Raw genomic sequence first — 19,921 nt, forward strand, 5'->3', positions numbered from 1 at the left:
GGGGGAAGAAAAATGCCTGTTATGTCATATATAGACGCCATTACACTGGCGATGAAAGAAGAAATGGAGCGAGATCCGAAAGTGTTTGTGCTCGGAGAGGATGTCGGGAAAAAGGGCGGCGTATTTAAAGCGACAGCGGGTCTTTATGAGCAATTCGGAGAAGCGCGCGTCATGGATACACCTCTTGCAGAATCAGCCATTGCTGGTGTAGGGATTGGAGCAGCGATGTATGGAATGCGCCCAATTGCTGAGATGCAATTTGCGGATTTTATCATGCCTGCTATTAACCAAATCATTTCAGAGGCTGCGAAAATTAGATACCGCTCAAATAACGATTGGAGCTGTCCAATGGTCATCCGCGCACCTTATGGAGGCGGAGTTCACGGGGCGCTTTATCATTCACAATCAGTTGAAGCGATTTTTGCCAACCAGCCTGGTTTGAAGATTGTCATGCCTTCTACGCCTTATGATGTAAAAGGTCTTTTAAAAGCTGCGGTGCGTGATCCAGATCCTGTATTGTTCTTTGAACACAAACGTGCCTACCGTCTGATTAAAGGAGAAGTACCTGAAGAGGATTACACACTTCCTATTGGAAAAGCAGATGTGAAACGTGAAGGCGATGATATCACGGTCATTACATATGGCCTCTGCGTCCATTTTGCATTGCAAGCAGCAGACCGCCTTGCGAAAGACGGCATTTCTGCGCATATTCTCGATTTGAGAACAGTGTACCCGCTTGATCAGGAAGCCATTATTGAAGCGGCATCAAAAACAGGCAAAGTGCTTCTTCTAACGGAAGATACAAAAGAAGGCAGCATCATGAGTGAGGTAGCGGCGATCATATCAGAACATTGCTTATTTGATTTAGACGCACCAATCAAACGTCTAGCCGGACCAGAAATCCCGGCAATGCCTTATGCACCGACGATGGAAAAATTCTTCATGGTCAACCCAGATAAGGTAGAAGCTGAAATGAGAGAGCTAGCGGCATTTTAAGAACGAGGAGGGTTTCAAGTGGCAATTGAACAAATGAAAATGCCTCAGTTAGGTGAAAGTGTAACAGAAGGAACCATCAGCAAATGGCTCGTTTCACCTGGCGATCATGTGAATAAATACGATCCAATTGCGGAAGTCATGACGGATAAAGTGAACGCAGAAGTCCCGTCATCTTTTACAGGAACGATAACAAAGCTATCAGCTGAAGAAGGCGATACACTGCAAGTAGGAGAAGTGTTCTGTGAAATTGAAGTAGAAGGCAGCTCGCAGCAAAGTGCGAAAGAAGAAGCCGCACCTGAGCAAAGTGAAGCACCTGAAGCAGATCAAACAAAAGAGAATCAAAGTCAAAAGAAACGCTACTCTCCAGCAGTCCTTCGTTTAGCAGATGAGCACAGCATTGATTTAGCGGCAGTGCAAGGAACGGGAGCAGGCGGACGAATCACAAGAAAAGATTTACTTCAGCTCAACGGCGGCGTACAAGAGAAGACAGCACCTGTCACTGAACAGGCGGTCAAGCGAGAGCCTGTTCAGCCATCAAAATCAAAAGCGGCGCCTTCCATCTCTACAATGCCTGGTGATGTTGAACTGCCAGTCACGCCAATCAGGCAGGCGATTGCGGCAAATATGCTGAGAAGCAAACATGAAATTCCGCATGCATGGACGATGATGGAAGTTGATGTGACAAACCTTGTGACTAGAAGAAATCAGCTCAAGGACCAATTTAAAGCAAAAGAAGGCTTTAATTTGACGTTCTTTGCGTTCTTTGTCAAAGCAGTGGCTCAGGGCTTAAAGGAATTCCCAGAAATGAACAGCATGTGGGCTGGAGATAAAATTGTGCAAAAGAAAGCGATCAATGTCTCGATTGCTGTTGCGACTGATGACGCTCTTTTTGTTCCAGTCATTAAGGATGCAGATGAAAAAACGATTAAAGGCATCGCCAAGGAAATTCATGAGCTTGCTTCCAAGGTGAGACAAGGTACGCTGAAGCAAAGTGACATGGAAGGTGGCACCTTTACTGTAAACAACACGGGATCATTTGGTTCTGTACAATCTATGGGAATCATTAATTATCCGCAAGCGGCGATTTTACAAGTAGAATCGATCGTGAAGCGTCCAATGATTGTAAATGGTATGATTGCAGCAAGAGACATGGTCAACCTTTGTCTCTCATTAGATCACAGAGTTCTTGATGGTCTTGTATGCGGCAGATTCCTTCAACGGATTAAACAAATCCTTGAAGGCATTGACGAGCAGACATCAGTTTACTAAAACAAGAATGTCCCCCTCCCGCTAAGGAGAGGGGGATTTCCACATGATGAGAAAGGAGCGATGGTATGTCTGGACTAGACTTTTTTGCGTTTTTAACGATTGGACTCATGTTTATCACAGCAATTGCGTTCGCTTTTCTTCGATATATTTCTAAATCACGCAATCATCCTGAAAGATTACTACTGATCATATCAATCGTTTCAATGATTCAAGTTTTGTATTGCTTGCTGATTGTCGGTGGATTTAAAGGAGCAGCGAATAGCCTATTAGGCATTTCGCTTCTTGTTGGGACACTGCTTGGCTATGCACTTGAATATTTATACAGACGCTATATTAAAAAAACGCCCGAAAAAGAATAATCTCGGGCGTTTTCTTTATTTTGCTGGAACAATAAAGGTCAAATGTTGTTTTAACACTTCTAAAGAAGCTGGGGCTGTCATGTACACTTCGCCATCTGTATCAGCATCCATTTCCTCTTTTGTGTGGATTTGAATATTGGATGCTTGAATGAGGGAGAGGTCTCCGGTGAAATCCTCCAGCTCTTCCCGGTTCATAGAAAAGATTTCTTTTAGAGCAGAGAAACTCGTATTTCTGCAAATGAAGATTTCTGCTTTCCCATCATCAATCGTTGCATTGGGCAAATCAATTTTATTTGTCCCGATGAAATGTCCATTCATGACAAGAACGATGACGGCTTCTTCTTCCCAGGTCTCCTCCTCTGTTTCAATTCGTACATGAAAAGGATCTGTTTGCTGTAAGGTGCGCAGGGCACTTGTGAAGTAGCTGATTTTGCCGAGTACAGCTTTTTCCTTGTCATTAATATTGTTGGATGTGTCTGCAATCAGCCCAATTCCCCAAAAGTTTAACAAGTATCGATCTCCTGCTTTGATTAAGTCGACCTTTTTTTCTACGCCGTCTACAATCATTTGAGCGGCTTTCTGCATTTGTTGCGGAATACCAAGCGTTCTAGAAAAGTCATTGCATGTCCCGCCTGGTAATATCGCTACAGCTGGCCTTTTTTCTAAACCACCGATGCCATTCATGCATTCATGCACGGTTCCATCTCCGCCTAATATGATCAGCAATTCTATCGTCTCATCAATTGTGCGACAGAATTCATAAGCATCATTTGGCTGTTTTGTTGGTTTAAGAATGAGTTCATCAATATGTAGAGAAAGAAGAGGTACTGTTTGTCCGAGAACTTTTTCCATGTTTTTTTGTCCAGCATTTCCATTATAAATGAGCATCGCTTTTTTGAATTGTGCCATCACGCAGTTCTCCCTTTCATCTCTTTATCATCACTTTTCCCCAATTTCGCGGCGTATAAACGATGTTCAGAAAAAGTGTGGAATGAAAAGACAACACATTTGCCCGCAGGCGTTTTCCTTGATATGATGTTGTTAAAATGGTTTTGGCATGCTAAAGGAGTGGACGGACAATGAATATTGATTTTAATTTATTTATGAATGATATTGTGAAACAAGCGAGAGAAGAGATCAAACAGGCTGGCTATAATGAGCTTACATCACCTGAAGAAGTGGATGAAGCCCTGTCTAAAGAAGGCACAGCACTTGTGATGGTCAATTCAGTATGCGGATGTGCAGGCGGTATTGCAAGACCAGCTGCAGGCTATTCTGTTCATTACGATAAGCGTCCAGATCAATTGCTGACAGTGTTTGCTGGACAAGACAAAGAGGCAACAGCAAGAGCCCGTGAATACTTTGAAGGCTTCCCGCCATCTTCACCATCCTTTGCATTATTAAAAGATGGAAAGATCATTAAAATGGTCGAACGTCATGAAATTGAAGGACACGAGCCAATGGAAGTCGTGTCAAAGCTTCAAGCTGCATTCGATGAGCATTGCGAAGAAATTTAACGTGTGACGTTTGAATGATGACATATAAAGCAGTCCGGTCTTTAGATCGGTCTGCTTTTTGTTTTATAAGACCATTGAATCAAAATAATTTTAGCAAAATACTATTGCATCTTAAAAAGAAAGTGTTTAAAATACATTATAGTGAATAAATATTCAAAACAATACATGATTTTAAATACTGGGAGGCATTATCTTATGAAAAAGTGGTTATTATTACTTATGACAGCTGGTCTTGCAGCTGCACTCGCAGCTTGCGGAACTTCTTCTAATAATTCAAACGCATCAGGAGATGACAAAACACTCGTTATGGCGACATCAGCAGATTATCCGCCATTTGAATCAAAAGACGGAGATAAAATTGTCGGTTTTGATGTCGATCTTGCAACAGCACTAGCGAAAAAGAACGGCTACAAGCTAGAAATTCAAGATATGGATTTTGCAAGCCTTGTATCAGCCCTTAAAACAAATAAAGCTGATATTGTCCTGGCAGGCATGACCCCTACAGAAAAACGTAAAAAACAATTAGATTTCTCTGATGTTTATTACAATGCTAAAAACTTAGTTGTCTCAAAGAAATCTAGCGGAATGAAAACAGAGCAAGACTTAAAAGATAAAACAGTCGGCGTTCAATTAGGTTCAATCCAGCAGGATGAAGCAAACGGTTTGCAAAAGAAATATAACTTAAAAGTGGAAGACCGTAATAAAATCTCTGATATCATTCAAGAAATCAAAGCAGGTCGTTTTGATGCAGCCATTATTGAAGATAAAGTAGCTGCTGGTTATTTGAAAAAAGAAAAAGACTTCCAAGCATTTGGATTGAATAGTTCAAATGAAGGTTCAGCCATTGCATTCAAGAAAAATAGTGACTTAACAGCTAAATTTAATAAATCATTAAAAGAAATGCAAGACAATGGCGAACTTGATAAATTAATTAAAAAATGGTTTGCTGATGAAAAATAAGTCAGGAAAAGGATCAGCGTCATTCATGAAAAGTCAGTAGAAAACGCTGAAAAGTTCAACTCATGTTGAACTTTTTTCCTGTTTTATTTTTTGATTTCGTATGAAGGCATAAAAAAGGAGACTGTCATGTTAGATTTTAAAGATGTAATACCTCAGATGCCCTTTATTTTAGAAGGGCTTAAGGTCACACTATCTATTGTAGTGGTATCACTTTTTCTTGGATTTATTTTAGGGATTGTATTAACGCTTTGCAAAATTAGTGTATTTAAGCCGCTCATTTGGCTTGCAGATTTTTATACATCCATCTTCCGAGGCACACCGCTTGTGCTTCAATTGCTCATTATTTATTTCGGTCTGCCTCAGCTTCTCGGGTTTCAAATCGATCAATACTGGGCTGCTGTAGCGGCATTTTCACTAAACTCTGCGGCTTACGTATCTGAAATTATTCGTGCTGGTATTAATGCCATTGATAAAGGTCAAAAAGAAGCAGCCGTTGCTTTAGGCATCCCTTATGCTAAAATGATGAAGGACTTATTGCTTCCGCAGGCATTTAAAAATATTTCACCTGCACTTGTGAACGAAACGATTACACTGACAAAAGAATCAGCTATTGTGACAGTCATTGGACTGGGAGATGTCATGAGACGAGCCTATCAAGCAGGTGCCGTCACGTATAATTATCTTGAACCGCTTATTTTTGCGGGTCTCATCTATTATGTCATCGTGCTTGTTCTCACCTTTGTCGGCAAATCGGTGGAAAGGAAGTTAAAATCAAATGATTAACATAGAGAAACTCACAAAATCTTTTGGCAAAAATGAAGTATTAAAAGGGATCGACACCACCATTAAAGAAGGAGAAGTTGTCGCAGTCATTGGACCATCTGGTTCAGGAAAATCGACGTTTCTTCGCTGCATCAACTTGCTTGAAAAGCCGACTTCTGGTGTTATTACGATTCAGGATACCGAAATCACAAACCCAAAAACCAATGCACTCAAAGTGCGTGAGAACATCGGAATGGTGTTTCAGCATTTTCACCTGTTCCCGCATAAAACGGTGCTGGAAAATATCACATATGCGCCAATGAATGTGAAGAATCAATCGAAGGAAGACAGCATCAAACAAGCTGAAGATCTGCTGAAAAAGGTAGGGCTTTTAGAGAAAAAAGATGATTTTCCAAACCGCTTGTCAGGTGGTCAAAAGCAGCGTGTCGCAATTGCACGTGCGCTTGCGATGACACCAGACATCATGCTGTTTGACGAACCAACGTCTGCACTAGATCCAGAAATGGTCAAGGAAGTGCTAGAGGTCATGAAAGAGCTGGCTCAATCTGGAATGACACTTGTGATCGTCACACATGAAATGGGCTTTGCAAAAGAAGTGGCTGACCGCGTGATCTTTATGGACGATGGGAAAATTGTAGAAGATGCAAACCCTGTGCAATTCTTTGAATCACCTTCGTCACAACGCGCGAAAGACTTCTTACAAAAAATATTATAAAGAAAAAAGAGAGGGAGACTTAACATCTCCTTCTTTTTTTGATTATAATGGGGAAAGTAAAAAAGTTCATCATTTCACAATAAGTGAATAGAAACAAGACAGAAAAGAGTGACTCACATCATGTTTAAAATCGGCTACCGAACGCTGAAAACAGCATTAGGAACAGCGATCGCCATTTATATTGCGCAACTGCTTGGCCTTCAAAATTATTCCGCTGCCGGGATTATTACGATTCTTTGTATTCAGGTGACAAAGAAACGGTCGCTTCTTGCATCAGGCGCCCGCTTTGCCGCATGCAGTCTTGCCATTTTATTTTCTTATCTATTTTTCGATCTGATTGGGTATCATCCTTTTGTGATTGGTCTGATGCTGCTTGTCTTTATTCCGACAACCGTATTGCTCCGCATTAAAGAAGGGATTGTCACAAGTTCAGTCATCATCCTCCATTTATACATGTCGGGCGGGATTACCCTTCACCTCATTTGGAATGAGCTACTGCTGATTACGATTGGTGTTGGCGTGGCACTTATCATGAACCTGTATATGCCAAGTGTCGATAAAAAGCTTAAACGCTACAGCGAACAGATTGAAGCCAACTTTGCAAAAATTTTTGAGGAAATCGAACAATACTTAATGACAGGGAAACAAGACTGGACAGGCAAAGAAATACCAGAGACACATCAATTGATTAAAGAAGCAAAAGCTCTTGCATATCGTGATGTTGAAAACCATGTCTTAAGACATGAAAACCTGTATTATCATTATTTCAATATGAGGCAAAAGCAATTCGAAATCATCGAGCGTGTGCTTCCGAAGATCACATCCATTTCCATTACAACAGAGCATGGACAAATCATTGGAGAATACATTAGAGACTTACGCGAACATATTCACCCAGGGAACACGGCGCATAAGTTTTTAAGGCGCCTCATTGATATGAAAGAAGAGTTCGATAAGCTCCCGCTGCCGCAAACAAGAGAAGAGTTTGAAGCAAGAGCTGCACTGTTTCATTTCCTCGGAGAAATGGAACAATATTTAGTACTGAAAAGCTATTTTAAAGGGATGAAAGAATAGAGACGCATGAGTTCCTCCTTCATTGGTCAATCTAATGAAAAAGGAGGAGCCTATGCGTCTTTTATTTTATACCGTATTGACCATGTCCCTTTCACCTATCTGGCCGCTCGGACAAAACCCGCTTCCAGGAGACCCTTATGTCATTATTAATAAACAAACCAATGAACTTGCCTATATTGATCAAGGACAAATCCAAAAAATATATCCTGCTTCTACAGGGAAAACTTCAGATTTAACGCCAGAAGGGGAATTTACCATTATGATCAAAGCGAAAGATCCCTATTACAGAAAAAAGAATATTGAAGGCGGTGCGAAGAATAACCCTCTTGGCAGAAGATGGATCGGATTTGATGCACGAGGAACAGATGGTAGAACATATGGAATTCATGGGACGAGTGACGAAACATCGATAGGGAAATTTATCACGGCAGGCTGTGTGAGACTGCATAATCAAGATGTAGAGCTTCTATTTGACCAGCTTCCGGTTGGGACAAAAGTGTGGATTACAACATCAACCGATTCATTTGAAAAGCTTGCCAAAGACAAACAGGCCATTCGTTGATTGAACGAATCACCTGCTTGTCTGCTTTTATTGAAACCTTATAAAAAGGTTGCGGCTCCTGCTAAAAGTGAAGATATTAGCAACAGGCTAATCATGAGCAATACCATGAATTTCATCATTTTCTGAGACATATCGCACCCCTGTAATCGAAGATTTTTTGCGACGAACGCACCTTTCTTTATTCTAGCTCGTTTTTTCAAATGCGACAAGTGATCAACAAGGGAAGTGAACGGATGAATCAAATCGACCATATTGCCATTGCGGTCTTTTCTATAAAAAACACATCTCGAATTCTTCAACAGCTGTTTAACTGGCATTTTTCAGACATACAAGAGATTCCTGAGCAGGAGATTAAAGCGTCCTTCGTTTCACTTGATCATGTGCACATTGAATTAATTGAACCGATGTCCGGCAGCAGCAAACTACATACCTTTTTAACAAAAAGAGGAGAGGGACTCCATCATATTGCGCTAAAGTCAGGTGACATACAGGCGGACCTTAACCGTCTTGATCATCTTGACGTGGAGCTTCTCCAACAATCAGCACAGATAGGCGCGAGCGGGAAGCGGATTTCTTTTATTTCACCGAAAGAAACGTCCGGTGTGTTATTCGAATTGTGCGAACCCTTGAAAGGAGAGGAACATGGCAATGAATGAATCGTTCAATGACTTGGCTAAATGGCGCGAAAAAGCATTCATGGGCGGCGGCGTGAAACGTGCAGCTGCGCACCGGAACAAAGGGAAACTAACGGTTCGTCAGCGGTTGCATGAACTTCTTGACGGGGGCAGTTTCATGGAAATTCAAGGATTTGCAACAGGCCGCATGTCAGAGTATGTCGGTGATGGCGTCGTCACTGGAACTGGACTCATTCATGGAAAGCCGGTATGTGTTTATGCACAAGATGCAACAGTGCATGGAGGCTCTTTAGGCGAAATACATGCCAAAAAAATTGCTTCTCTAATGGATCTCGCAGCTAAAAATCAGATGCCGGTCATCGGTCTAAAAGACTCAGGTGGTGCGAGAATTCAAGAGGGTGTGGTATCATTAGAAGGATACGGACAGATTTTTAAACGAAATGTGCTGTACTCTGGTCAAATCCCGCAAATATCCGTTATTTTAGGCTCTTGTGCTGGAGGAGCAGTCTATTCTCCTGCCTTGACTGATTTTGTGTTCATGACAGAACAGACAGCTCATATGTTTTTAACAGGTCCGAAAGTCATAGAAAAGGCAACAGGAGAAACGGTCTGTCCTGACCGTCTTGGCGGTGCAAGTGTTCAGCATCAGACAAGCGGGAATGTGCACTATACTGGCAAAGATGAGAAAGACGTGTTAAAAGCGGTTCGAACACTTTTAACGTACATACCAACGAAACAACAGACTGTCATGGACGCTGAAACGAGTAAGCAAGACGCAGCTGATCCAGGCAACATCTTGCCGAAGGATCCATCACGCACCTATGACGTCAAACAAGTGGTGACAGCGATCATCGATTCAGACTCATTCTTTGAGACGCAGCCTTGTTTCTCAAAAAATATCGTCACAGGGTTTGCCAAATTACAAGGGGCTTCAATTGGTTTAGTTGCCAATCAGCCAAAGGTGCTGGCAGGAAGTCTTGACCTTGACGCTGCTGATAAAGTGGCCAGGTTTATTCGATTTTGCGATGCGTTTCATATTCCGCTCTTAACACTTGTAGACGTCCCTGGTTTTTTACCAGGGGAAAAAGCCGAGCATGCGGGAATTATCCGTCACGGCGCAAAGCTTTTATATGCGTACGCTGAAGCGACCGTTCCAAAAATCACGGTGATTTTAAGAAAGGCGTATGGCGGTGCGTATGTCGCAATGAATAGCAAGGGCTTAGGCGCTGACTTTGTTTATGCATGGCCAGCGGCAGAGATTGATGTCATGGGGAAAACGTTCGCAGACGAAATCGTTCATCCTGCTTCGCGCGAGGTTGAAATGGAGCCAAGTGTATTAAAAGCGGCTCAGGCAGGGCTGATAGACGATATTTTCATGCCGGCTGAAACGAGAGAACGATTGATTCGCTCATTTGATTTGCTTTGCAGGAAGGAAGAAGATAGACCGTTAAAAAAGCATGGCAACATGCCGCTATAAGAGGAGGAGCATCATCATGATCAATGAAAAACGTTTGCTAGACGAATTTTTAGAACTTGTTCAGATTGATTCGGAAACGAAACACGAAGAGAAAATTGTGGAAGTCTTAAAAGAAAAATTCTCACAGCTTGGACTAAAAGTGGTGGAAGACGACTCAAAAGCGAAAACAGGCCACGGTGCAGGCAACCTCATCTGTACACTGGAAGGCAATCAAGAGGCTGATACCATCTATTTCACGTCTCATATGGATACAGTTGTTCCGGGCAATGGCGTAAAACCAGTCATTGAAGACGGCTATGTGAAAACAGATGGAACAACCATTCTTGGTGCTGACGATAAGACAGGACTTGCGGCAATGTTTGAAGCAATCCGTGTGCTGAAAGAGAAGAATTTACCACATGGAACGATTGAATTTGTCATCACAGCAGGTGAGGAATCAGGACTTGTCGGAGTAAAAGCGTTAGATCCGAAGTTGATGACAGCTTCATACGGCTATGCCCTTGATTCAGATGGCAAGGTCGGAACCATTATCGTAGCTGCGCCAACACAGGCAAAAGTACGCGCAACCATTTACGGGAAAACAGCTCACGCAGGTGTCGCGCCTGAAAAAGGTGTGTCTGCGATTACCATTGCATCAAAAGCCATTGCCAGTATGCCGCTTGGCCGAATTGATGAAGAAACAACGGCGAATATTGGTCGTTTTGAAGGCGGAACGCAAACGAATATTGTGTGCGATCAAGTCGATATCCTTGCGGAAGCACGCTCTTTAGAACCTGCAAAAATGGAAGCCCAAGTAGCGAAGATGAAAGAAGCCTTTGAAAAAACCGCTAAAGAAATGGGCGGAAGTGCCGATGTACACATTGACATCATGTATCCAGGCTTCAAATTCTCTCACGGCGATCAAGTCGTAGAAGTGGCGAAAAAAGCGGCTGCGAAAATTGGCCGTCCATCAGAACTACAGACGAGCGGCGGTGGCAGTGATGCAAACGTCATTGCAGGAAACGGCGTCCCAACTGTCAACCTAGCTGTTGGATATGAAGATATTCATACGAAAAATGAGAAAATGCCGATTGAAGAATTAGTCAAAACAGCTGAAATAGTTCTCGCCATTATCGAAGAAACGACAAATCCATCGTAAAGGCAGGAGACTCTGTGAGCACGCAAAAGATCATTATTTTCCAAGTGGGGCAAGAGGATTTTGGCATCAGTGTAGAGCATATTCGTTCGATTGAGAAGGTCCCTTATTTACAAGAAGTATCGAACCTTCCTAAAGAAATAAAAGGACTCATGTCTTTAAGGGGAGAGGTCATTCCTGTCAGTGACACAGGCGTGATGCTTCACGGAAAGCCTCTTGATGTGAACGAACAGTCCAAGGTGTTGCTATTTGAATTAAACGGACAAATGGTAGGCTGTCTTGTCTCGGATGCAAAAGATATTATTGATATCGAGCTAAGCGAGATCAAGCCATTTCATATGAACACGAAAGCCTCTGAATATTTCTTCGGCGTTGTGGAGAGAGAGAACAAGATGATTTTACAAGTGGACCCGAATAAGTTCCTTGGGAGAATTGAGGATCTCGATCAATTGCCAGCGCGGTTAAAAGAAGAATTGGCATAAAGAAGATCCCCTTATCTGATGATAAGGGGATTATTTTTATTCAGCAGCTGGGCTAGCTTGGTCGTTTGCCTCAGCTTTTGATTTTGATTTTTGGTACATGACATTTAAAATAATGGTTTGGATTGTGAGTAATAATCCGCTTGTCATCCAGTATAACGGAAGGGCAGCGGGTGCATTGATTGAAATAAACAGCATCATGATTGGGAAAATCATGCCCATCACTTTGGCTTGTTTCAGCGCAGCCTCTGTCTGGGTGCCTGATTGCTTCGCAAACCTTTGCGTAACATAAAATTGCAAGAAATACATAGCGCCTGCAAAGATCGCGACCAATAGATCGGTTTGTCCTAAGTTAAACCATAGGAACGAATGTGTTGCGATCTCAGGTGTTGAGCGGATCGCTGAGTAAAAGCCAAGAACAATTGGAATTTGAATCAGCATAGGCAGACAGCCCATTGCCAGCGGGTTCACATTGTTCTCTTTGTATACTTTCATCATTTCCATTTGTAGTTCTTTTTGTTTTTCAGGTTCTTTCGTTTTCTTCAATTTGCTTTGAATTTCGTCAATTTGAGGCTTCACTAGTGCCATTTTCTCCTGCATGACTCTTTGCTTCTTAAATTGGTTCGCAAAAAGAGGGAAAATCAGCAGACGGACGATCAAGGTCACGAACATAATCGATAAACCGTAATCATCATGGAAGAAGTTCGCAAGCCAAATGATCAGCTCAGAAAAAGGCTGGACAAAATAATGATGGAAAAACCCATCAGAGCTCGCATTCGTTTGCCCACTCGCTGCAAAAGCAGGTGAGGCAATCATCATTAAACATAAAGTCGTACAAATCGTTAATAAACGTTTCAATTCGTTTCCTCCTCATTTTTTAAAAAATTAATTAGAGAGAGGAAGCGAATGGTCTTCATCATCGTTTGATGATCGTTTCATTCGAATGACTTTACTAATCCAAGTTGTAATGCGATCATATATGATAAACAGAAAGTCTGTTCGATTCAATAAAGATGCGTCCAACTCTTCCAAACGATGTCCACCGAGGTGTTCGTTCATACGGCAGTCTTTTAATAAAAAAGCAAAGCCGATGGCCGTCAGCGCTGGAAGAATAATCGTAAAGAATTCAACAAGGAAAAAGACTTCATTGAATGTATCAATAATCATGATTATCACATCCATTTCATTACTCACAGTGTACTATACACATTGTGAAATGTCTAACAGGACCACGTGTTTTCTCCACCTGAGTATAAATCCTTATTTTGTATAAAATGGTATTTGTCATCCAAACTTCATAATTCCTATTTTATAATGAGGGGGAATAGAAGAAATGGAGGTTTTTAATATGACAAGTATTTACCCGAAGTTTCGAGCAGCTGCGGTACAAGCAGCACCTATCTACTTAAATTTGGAGGCAACCGTTCAGAAATCATGTGAACTGATCGACGAGGCAGCTTCAAATGGTGCAAAACTTGTAGCATTCCCAGAAGCATTTTTACCTGGTTATCCTTGGTTTGCTTTTATTGGTCATCCAGAATATACAAGAAAGTTCTATCACGAATTATATAAAAATGCAGTCGAAATCCCTAGCTTAGCTATTCAAAAAATAAGCGAGGCAGCAAAAAGGAATGAAACGTACGTTTGTATATCATGCAGTGAAAAAGATGGCGGCTCTCTCTATTTAGCTCAACTTTGGTTTAACCCAAATGGGGATTTAATAGGAAAACATCGGAAAATGAGAGCTTCTGTAGCAGAAAGACTGATTTGGGGAGATGGAAGTGGAAGCATGATGCCAGTTTTTCAAACTGAAATTGGCAACCTTGGCGGATTGATGTGCTGGGAGCATCAAGTGCCACTAGATCTGATGGCGATGAATGCTCAAAATGAACAGGTTCATGTAGCGTCCTGGCCAGGTTATTTTGATGATGAAATTTCAAGTAGATATTATGCCATCGCGACACAAACTTTTGTGCTGATGACTTCTTCTATCTATACGGAAGAAATGAAAGAGATGATTTGTTTAACGCAGGAGCAAAGAGATTACTTTGAAACATTTAAGAGTGGACATACGTGCATTTACGGTCCAGATGGAGAACCGATCAGTGATATGGTTCCAGCTGAAACAGAGGGAATTGCTTACGCAGACATTGATGTGGAAAGAGTTATTGATTACAAGTATTATATTGATCCAGCTGGCCACTATTCCAATCAAAGCTTGAGTATGAATTTTAATCAGCAGCCTACTCCGGTTGTGAAACATTTGAATGACAATAAAAATGAAGTGTTAACATACGAGGCTATTCAATATCAAAATGGTATGCTTGAAGAAAAAGTGTAATTCGTGAAACTTTCTCTTTTTTAGAGAAGGTTTCAGATTGTTGACAAAGGGCTAAAATGATCTTTATTTTAGCCCTTTGTCTTCTTTTCAGCGTGATAGAAAACCTTTGCAGTCCTGACAAAGAATGCTAGGGTTTGTCTACACGCTGAAACCTTCTCTTTTTTAGAGAAGGTTTTTTTGAGGAAAGATGAAATAAATCAATGTATAATTGAGCATAAAAGAGATTCATCATATTTGATCGATTCGGAACTTCTGATCAAAATATAGGGATTTAAGAAAATGGGGTTATGCCAATGTCAAATATTATTTTTCATATAGACATGAATGCGTTTTATGCGAATGTAGAAATGGCGTATGATCCTTCTTTGAGAGGGAAACCTTTAGCCATTAGCGGAAATGCGAAAGAGCGTAAAGGGATTGTGGTGACGTGTAGCTACGAGGCAAGAGCGCTAGGTGTAAAGCCCCCGATGCCGTTATGGGAAGCGAAGCGGCTTTGTCCGGGGCTGATTGTCCGTACACCAAACTTTGACCGGTACCGAAGCTCCTCACAAGAGATGTTTACGATACTAAGAGAATACAGCGATTTAGTCGAGCCTGTATCCATTGACGAGGGCTATATTGATTTAACGCATACGCCATATGCTGAGCATGCGGTGAAAACGGCTCATGATATTCAAACGAGGCTTGTAGAGGAGCTCATGCTTCCTTCAAGTATTGGCATTGCACCGAATAAATTTTTAGCGAAAATGGCGTCTAATTGGAAAAAACCAATGGGTATCACCATTTTGCGTAAACGAGATGTACCCCAAATGCTATGGCCGCTGCCAGCGGGTGACATGCACGGAGTTGGACAAAAAACGGCAGATAAATTGAAAACGATTGGCATTCATACCATTGAAGATTTAGCGAAAGCAAATGAGTATACACTAAAGGAATTACTAGGCATCAATGGACCGAGATTAAAGCAAAAGGCGAATGGTGAACATGACGGCATCGTGGACCCAGAAAGGATATACGAATTTAAATCCGTCGGTAATTCGTCAACCCTTCCTCATGATTCTGACGATCCAGATGAACTTGTCGCGTTAATTGATAAGCTGTCACAATCTGTGAGTGCAAGGTTAAGGAGAAAAGAAGTGATGGCAAATCGGCTGCTCATCATGATTCGTTACGCAAGCTGGAAAAATATCACTCGAAGTGTGACCCTCACGAATCCGACGGATCGGAAGGAAGACTTATTTGAGGCAGCAAGGCAGGTATTCCTTAAACATTGGAATGACCAGCCTGTGAGACTCTTAGGTGTGACGGGGACAGATCTTGTAGAACGAAAAGAAGCCGTTAAACAGCTTGATTTATTTTCCTATACAGAAGATGCAAAAGAAGAGCCTCTTCAAACCATTTTAGAAGGGCTAAAAGAAAAGTATGGAAAATCACTCGTTCAAAGAGGGATGACCATCAAGGAAAAAGAGAGCAAAACAAGTGGAACAAGTTTTAATAAAGACTTTTTTCAGGACGAAAAAGGAAATGACTAGCCTGAAAACTTGATAAAAGAGGTGGTGTTGTGGTAATTTCAAAGGGTACATCATTTCAGCAGTAATCAATATAGTGTGTTAGAAGGGACGTCAGAATTATGTCAAAACAACAAATCGGTGTGGTTGGACTAGCCGTTATGGGGAAAAACCTTGCCCTTAATATTGAAAGCCGCGGGTTCTCCGTGTCCGTTTATAACAGATCTAGCAGCAAAACGGAAGAATTTCTTCAAGAATCAAAAGGGAAAAACGTTGTAGGCACATACAGCATCGAAGAATTTGTTCAGTCGCTTGAAACACCGCGTAAAATTCTTTTAATGGTAAAAGCTGGTGCAGCAACGGATGCAACCATTCAATCATTACTTCCTCACCTAGAGAAAGGTGACATCTTAATTGATGGTGGAAATACATATTACAAGGATACGCAAAGACGTAATCAAGAGCTTGCGGAAAGTGGTATCCACTTCATTGGTACAGGTGTTTCCGGCGGTGAAGAAGGTGCACTAAAAGGTCCATCGATCATGCCTGGCGGTCAAAAAGAAGCGCATGAGCTAGTGAAACCAATTTTAGAAGCGATCTCTGCGAAAGTAGATGGTGAGCCATGTACAACGTATATCGGCCCAGATGGAGCAGGACATTATGTCAAAATGGTCCATAACGGCATCGAGTACGGAGACATGCAGTTGATCTCTGAATCATACTTTATCTTGAAGCATGTGGCTGGATTGTCAGCAGAGGAGCTTCATGAAGTATTCTCAGAATGGAATAAAGGCGAGCTTGACAGCTATTTAATCGAAATTACAGCTGATATTTTCACAAAAGTGGATGAAGAAACAAACCAGCCGCTTGTGGATGTCATCTTAGATAAAGCTGGACAAAAAGGAACTGGAAAATGGACGAGCCAAAGTTCTCTTGATCTAGGTGTTCCGCTTCCTATCATTACTGATTCTGTTTTCGCCCGCTACATTTCAGCAATGAAAGATGAGCGTGTTGAAGCAAGTCAATTAATCGAAGGTCCTAAGCCAGCGCAATCAGCAGAGAATAAACAAGAGCTGATCGAAGCGGTTAGAAAAGCCCTATTCATGAGTAAAATCTGCTCGTATGCACAAGGTTTTGCGCAAATGAAAGCAGCATCTGATGAGTATAACTGGGATTTAAAATACGGTGAAATTGCAATGATCTTCCGTGGTGGATGTATCATTCGTGCAGCCTTCTTACAACAAATTAAAGAAGCATATGACCGTAACCCAGAACTGAAAAACCTATTGCTTGATCCTTACTTTAAGGATATTGCTCAAAGCTATCAATCATCTCTTCGTAAAGTCATTTCGCTTGCAGTGGAGCAAGGAGTTCCTGTTCCTTCATTGTCAAGTGCACTTGCTTACTTTGATAGCTATCGCACAGCTGTCCTGCCAGCGAACTTAATTCAAGCGCAGCGTGACTATTTCGGTGCCCATACGTATGAGCGTACAGATAAAGAAGGCATCTTCCATACGGAATGGATGAAATAAACATAGAACGACTGAAAAACCTTACCCTTTGGTAAGGTTTTTTTGTGTTTGCATCTTTTCGGCTAAAAATGCGAAAAAGAGGGATGCTATGTAAAAAAGAAAAGAAAGTAGGGATCGAAGTGGGCATCTTATATGCACTTCTCCCAGCGATATTTTGGGGAAGTATTGTTCTCATCAGTGTCAAACTTGGCGGGAATGCTTACCAGCAAACCCTTGGTATTACGCTTGGTGCATTTATATTTTCAATTGCAGCCTTCTTCATCAAAATGCCAGAGCTGACACCGCTTATTTTTGCGGTTTCTGTGATTTCAGGCATCTTTTGGAGCATTGGACAAATGAATCAGCTTTCAAGTGTTGCGTTTCTCGGAGTCTCGAAGGCGGTTCCTTTGTCAACGGGTATGCAGCTTGTGAGCACTACTTTATTTGGCGTCATGGTCTTCAAAGAATGGCAAACGATGACGGTCATACTCATTGGTTCTTGTGCTATTTTACTGATTATTGCAGGTGTTGTGCTGACATCGCTCGGCCAAAAAAAGAATGGTGGCGGGAACGGTGGCAATTTCAAAAAAGGGATCATGATTCTGCTCATCTCAACGGTTGGTTATGTCGGATATGTTGTCATTTTGAGATGGTTTCATATTGATGGCTGGTCTGCGCTCGTTCCGCAATCGATTGGCATGCTGCTTTCATCCTTGGCGATTAGTCTTAAGCAGAACCCGTTTAGTAAATATACGTTTAAAAATATCATTGCCGGCCTTGTGTGGTCGACAGGTAATCTCGGACTTCTTTTGGCTATTCCGCTTATTGGTGTTGCCGTAAGTTTTTCGATGTCACAGACAGGGATAGTCATCTCAACATTAGGCGGCATTTACTTATTAAAAGAGAAAGCATCCAGAACAAGCTTTGTCATTGCAGGCTGCTTGATGATCATTGCAGGCGGCGTGCTGTTAGGCTTTACAAAATAGGAGGGTAAACGAATGTATCCAGATTTAGAAGGGAAAACAGTCCTGATTACAGGAGCTGGTACAGGAATAGGTCAAGCGATGGCGCGCCGGTTTGGACAAGAAAAAGCCAATGTGGTGATCAATTATTTCTCAGATCAAGAAAATCCAGATGACACCATTGCGGATATTCAAAAAAATGGCGGACAAGCTGTGAAAATCAAGGGAGATGTCTCAAAGGAAGAGGATATGCAGGCAATGATTGATAAAGCCGTTCATACGTACGGAAACCTTGATGTCATGATCAATAACGCAGGCATTGAAAACGAAGTGCCTTCCACAGAAATGACACTGGATAATTGGAACAAAGTCATGTCGACCAATTTAACAGGTATGTTTCTAGGCTGTCGTGATGCATTGAAGTATATGACAGATCACGGAATAGAAGGATCGATCATCAATATGTCGTCGGTTCACCAGCAAATCCCTTGGCCTCATTTCGTGCATTATGCAGCAAGTAAAGGGGGCGCCAAGCTGCTGACAGAAACGCTGGCACTAGAATATGCCCCTAAAAAAATCCGTGTAAACAGTATTGCACCAGGCGCCATCGATACCCCGATCAATAAGGAAAAATTCGATGATCCCGCATTGAAAAAAGGCGTGATTGAACTGATCCCCATTGGCTATATTGGAAAGCCGGAAGAAGTGGCAGCATGTGCTGTCTGGCTGGCATCAAAAGAGGCAAGCTATGTCACAGGCTTGACACTTTATGTGGACGGCGGCATGACAAAATATCCTGGCTTCCAAGCAGGAAAAGGATAAGAAGAAAGAAAAAGAGCGTACACACACAAACGCTCTTTTTTTATATAAAATACAGACAAATAAAATGAAATGTCTAGACATTTAAAAATAAAAATATATAATATTAAATGGAAGCGCTTTTATTACAACAATGGGGTGAGAGAAATGAAACGTATTTTATTAGCATGCAGTTCAGGAATGTCTACGAGTTTACTAGTTACAAAGATGAAGGCTCATGCCGACTCAATAGGGGACGAGGCAGAAATTTGGGCAGTTGGGCAAGATCAAGCAAAAAAAGAAATGGCGAATGCAGATGTTGTGTTAATTGGACCGCAAATGAGCTTTTTAAAAGGGGATCTTCAAAAAGAAGCAACAAAATACGGAATTGCAGTAGAGGTCATCGATATGCAGGCGTACGGGCTTGCCGATGGACAAAAAGCGTACGAACAAGCCGTTACATTGATGGAGGAATCGTAAAGAATGGAAAAGAAAACACTCGAAGGGCTCACGGAGGAACAAGTCAGTTTCCAATTGATCTTACACAGCGGTAATGCACGCAGCAAATTGCTTCAATCTCTTAAACAATTTCGAGAAGGTCAAGAAGATGAGGCATTTGGTCTCATGGAAGAAGCAGAAGAAGATTTACGTCATGCACATGGCATCCATTTTCAACTCGTGCAGCAAGAGGCAGGCGGGGAGAAAACGCCTTTCTCCTTATTGCTCATGCACGCCGAAGACCACTTAATGTCGACTATTACGATCAAGGAGCTTGTGGGAGAGCTCCTGCCGATTTTCCAATCGCTTAAACAATAAAAGGTGTAAACAAGGGGGGAAACC

Annotated in this window: 24 protein-coding genes; 20 read left to right on the forward strand and 4 right to left on the reverse strand. The window is 41.8% G+C overall.

Translation table 11 applies throughout. The features are described from left to right. The first annotated feature begins 12 nt into the window (after positions 1-12). From MHI11_RS07700 to MHI11_RS07710, 3 genes are all read left to right on the forward strand, one after another. Positions 13-996, forward strand: a complete 984-nt coding sequence (locus tag MHI11_RS07700) for an alpha-ketoacid dehydrogenase subunit beta (RefSeq protein ID WP_003215848.1) — start codon at positions 13-15, stop codon at positions 994-996. Between the two features lie 18 nt (positions 997-1,014). Next, on the forward strand, positions 1,015-2,265 hold the full coding sequence (locus MHI11_RS07705) for a dihydrolipoamide acetyltransferase family protein (RefSeq protein WP_340960796.1): 1,251 nt from the start codon (positions 1,015-1,017) through the stop codon (positions 2,263-2,265). A 65-nt stretch (positions 2,266-2,330) separates the two neighbouring features. Then, entirely contained in the window at positions 2,331-2,624 is a 294-nt protein-coding gene (locus tag MHI11_RS07710) for a YesK-like family protein (protein WP_044141014.1), read from the forward strand. A gap of 15 nt (positions 2,625-2,639) precedes the next feature. Here MHI11_RS07710 and MHI11_RS07715 read toward each other — a convergent pair whose 3' ends face one another. Next, positions 2,640-3,533 (reverse strand): YegS/Rv2252/BmrU family lipid kinase, encoded by an 894-nt coding sequence (locus MHI11_RS07715; RefSeq protein ID WP_044141015.1) that lies wholly within the window; start codon positions 3,531-3,533, stop codon positions 2,640-2,642. Between the two features lie 170 nt (positions 3,534-3,703). Here MHI11_RS07715 and MHI11_RS07720 point away from each other — a divergent pair, with 170 nt between their 5' ends. From MHI11_RS07720 to MHI11_RS07745, 6 genes are all read left to right on the forward strand, one after another. After that, entirely contained in the window at positions 3,704-4,141 is a 438-nt protein-coding gene (locus MHI11_RS07720; RefSeq protein WP_044141016.1) for a BrxA/BrxB family bacilliredoxin, read from the forward strand. 195 nt (positions 4,142-4,336) lie between these two features. Then, positions 4,337-5,101, forward strand: a complete 765-nt coding sequence (locus MHI11_RS07725) for a transporter substrate-binding domain-containing protein (protein WP_044141017.1) — start codon at positions 4,337-4,339, stop codon at positions 5,099-5,101. Between the two features lie 126 nt (positions 5,102-5,227). Continuing rightward, positions 5,228-5,884: an amino acid ABC transporter permease gene (locus tag MHI11_RS07730; RefSeq protein ID WP_044141018.1), complete on the forward strand. Its 657-nt coding sequence runs from the start codon at positions 5,228-5,230 to the stop codon at positions 5,882-5,884. Further along, positions 5,877-6,599 carry an amino acid ABC transporter ATP-binding protein gene (locus MHI11_RS07735; protein WP_003215712.1) on the forward strand — a complete coding sequence of 241 codons (723 nt, stop codon included), beginning with the start codon at positions 5,877-5,879 and terminating at the stop codon, positions 6,597-6,599. Before MHI11_RS07730 ends, MHI11_RS07735 begins: the two co-directional genes overlap by 8 nt. Before the next feature lie 120 nt (positions 6,600-6,719). Continuing rightward, on the forward strand, positions 6,720-7,673 hold the full coding sequence (locus MHI11_RS07740; protein ID WP_044141019.1) for an aromatic acid exporter family protein: 954 nt from the start codon (positions 6,720-6,722) through the stop codon (positions 7,671-7,673). Positions 7,674-7,725: 52 nt separating this feature from the next. Continuing rightward, complete coding sequence (locus MHI11_RS07745) at positions 7,726-8,235, forward strand: L,D-transpeptidase (protein WP_003215693.1); 510 nt, start codon at positions 7,726-7,728, stop codon at positions 8,233-8,235. A gap of 38 nt (positions 8,236-8,273) precedes the next feature. Here MHI11_RS07745 and prli42 read toward each other — a convergent pair whose 3' ends face one another. Continuing rightward, on the reverse strand, positions 8,274-8,552 hold the full coding sequence (prli42, locus tag MHI11_RS07750; protein WP_309250975.1) for a stressosome-associated protein Prli42: 279 nt from the start codon (positions 8,550-8,552) through the stop codon (positions 8,274-8,276). Here prli42 and mce point away from each other — a divergent pair. The 4 genes from mce to MHI11_RS07770 are packed head-to-tail and all read left to right on the forward strand — an operon-like array spanning position 8,469 to position 11,964. Further along, complete coding sequence (gene mce, locus MHI11_RS07755) at positions 8,469-8,891, forward strand: methylmalonyl-CoA epimerase (protein WP_340960797.1); 423 nt, start codon at positions 8,469-8,471, stop codon at positions 8,889-8,891. The two genes, prli42 and mce, sit on opposite strands and share 84 nt — an antisense overlap. Next, positions 8,878-10,347, forward strand: a complete 1,470-nt coding sequence (locus tag MHI11_RS07760) for an acyl-CoA carboxylase subunit beta (protein WP_340960798.1) — start codon at positions 8,878-8,880, stop codon at positions 10,345-10,347. Before mce ends, MHI11_RS07760 begins: the two co-directional genes overlap by 14 nt. A gap of 16 nt (positions 10,348-10,363) precedes the next feature. Next, entirely contained in the window at positions 10,364-11,485 is a 1,122-nt protein-coding gene (locus tag MHI11_RS07765) for a M20/M25/M40 family metallo-hydrolase (protein ID WP_340960799.1), read from the forward strand. Between the two features lie 14 nt (positions 11,486-11,499). Continuing rightward, a complete protein-coding gene (locus MHI11_RS07770) occupies positions 11,500-11,964 on the forward strand; it encodes a chemotaxis protein CheW (RefSeq protein WP_044141023.1) in 465 nt (154 codons plus the stop codon). Positions 11,965-12,000: 36 nt separating this feature from the next. Here the strand turns inward: MHI11_RS07770 and MHI11_RS07775 are convergent, their stop codons facing one another. After that, the gene (locus MHI11_RS07775; protein ID WP_003215471.1) at positions 12,001-12,819 is read right to left on the reverse strand and encodes a membrane protein insertase YidC; all 819 of its coding nucleotides are present in this window, start codon (positions 12,817-12,819) and stop codon (positions 12,001-12,003) included. A 27-nt stretch (positions 12,820-12,846) separates the two neighbouring features. Continuing rightward, a complete protein-coding gene (locus MHI11_RS07780) occupies positions 12,847-13,128 on the reverse strand; it encodes a hypothetical protein (RefSeq protein WP_340960800.1) in 282 nt (93 codons plus the stop codon). Positions 13,129-13,309: 181 nt separating this feature from the next. Between MHI11_RS07780 and MHI11_RS07785 the strand changes: the two genes are divergently transcribed. The 7 genes from MHI11_RS07785 (at position 13,310) to MHI11_RS07815 (ending at position 19,897) form a co-directional block, all read left to right on the forward strand. Next, complete coding sequence (locus MHI11_RS07785) at positions 13,310-14,302, forward strand: carbon-nitrogen hydrolase family protein (RefSeq protein WP_044141210.1); 993 nt, start codon at positions 13,310-13,312, stop codon at positions 14,300-14,302. Between the two features lie 287 nt (positions 14,303-14,589). Further along, positions 14,590-15,834 (forward strand): DNA polymerase IV, encoded by a 1,245-nt coding sequence (locus MHI11_RS07790; protein WP_034620392.1) that lies wholly within the window; start codon positions 14,590-14,592, stop codon positions 15,832-15,834. A 98-nt stretch (positions 15,835-15,932) separates the two neighbouring features. Further along, positions 15,933-17,342 (forward strand): NADP-dependent phosphogluconate dehydrogenase, encoded by a 1,410-nt coding sequence (gndA, locus tag MHI11_RS07795; RefSeq protein ID WP_340960801.1) that lies wholly within the window; start codon positions 15,933-15,935, stop codon positions 17,340-17,342. 119 nt (positions 17,343-17,461) lie between these two features. Next, complete coding sequence (locus MHI11_RS07800) at positions 17,462-18,307, forward strand: GRP family sugar transporter (RefSeq protein ID WP_181462015.1); 846 nt, start codon at positions 17,462-17,464, stop codon at positions 18,305-18,307. 12 nt (positions 18,308-18,319) lie between these two features. Further along, positions 18,320-19,105 (forward strand): SDR family oxidoreductase, encoded by a 786-nt coding sequence (locus tag MHI11_RS07805; RefSeq protein WP_340960802.1) that lies wholly within the window; start codon positions 18,320-18,322, stop codon positions 19,103-19,105. 144 nt (positions 19,106-19,249) lie between these two features. Further along, positions 19,250-19,561, forward strand: a complete 312-nt coding sequence (locus MHI11_RS07810) for a PTS sugar transporter subunit IIB (protein WP_044141029.1) — start codon at positions 19,250-19,252, stop codon at positions 19,559-19,561. A gap of 3 nt (positions 19,562-19,564) precedes the next feature. Beyond that, on the forward strand, positions 19,565-19,897 hold the full coding sequence (locus tag MHI11_RS07815; RefSeq protein WP_340960803.1) for a PTS lactose/cellobiose transporter subunit IIA: 333 nt from the start codon (positions 19,565-19,567) through the stop codon (positions 19,895-19,897). Positions 19,898-19,921: the final 24 nt, after the last annotated feature.

The organism is Bacillus sp. FSL K6-3312, from assembly GCF_038007485.1.
Lineage (GTDB): Bacteria > Bacillota > Bacilli > Bacillales > Bacillaceae > Bacillus > Bacillus pumilus.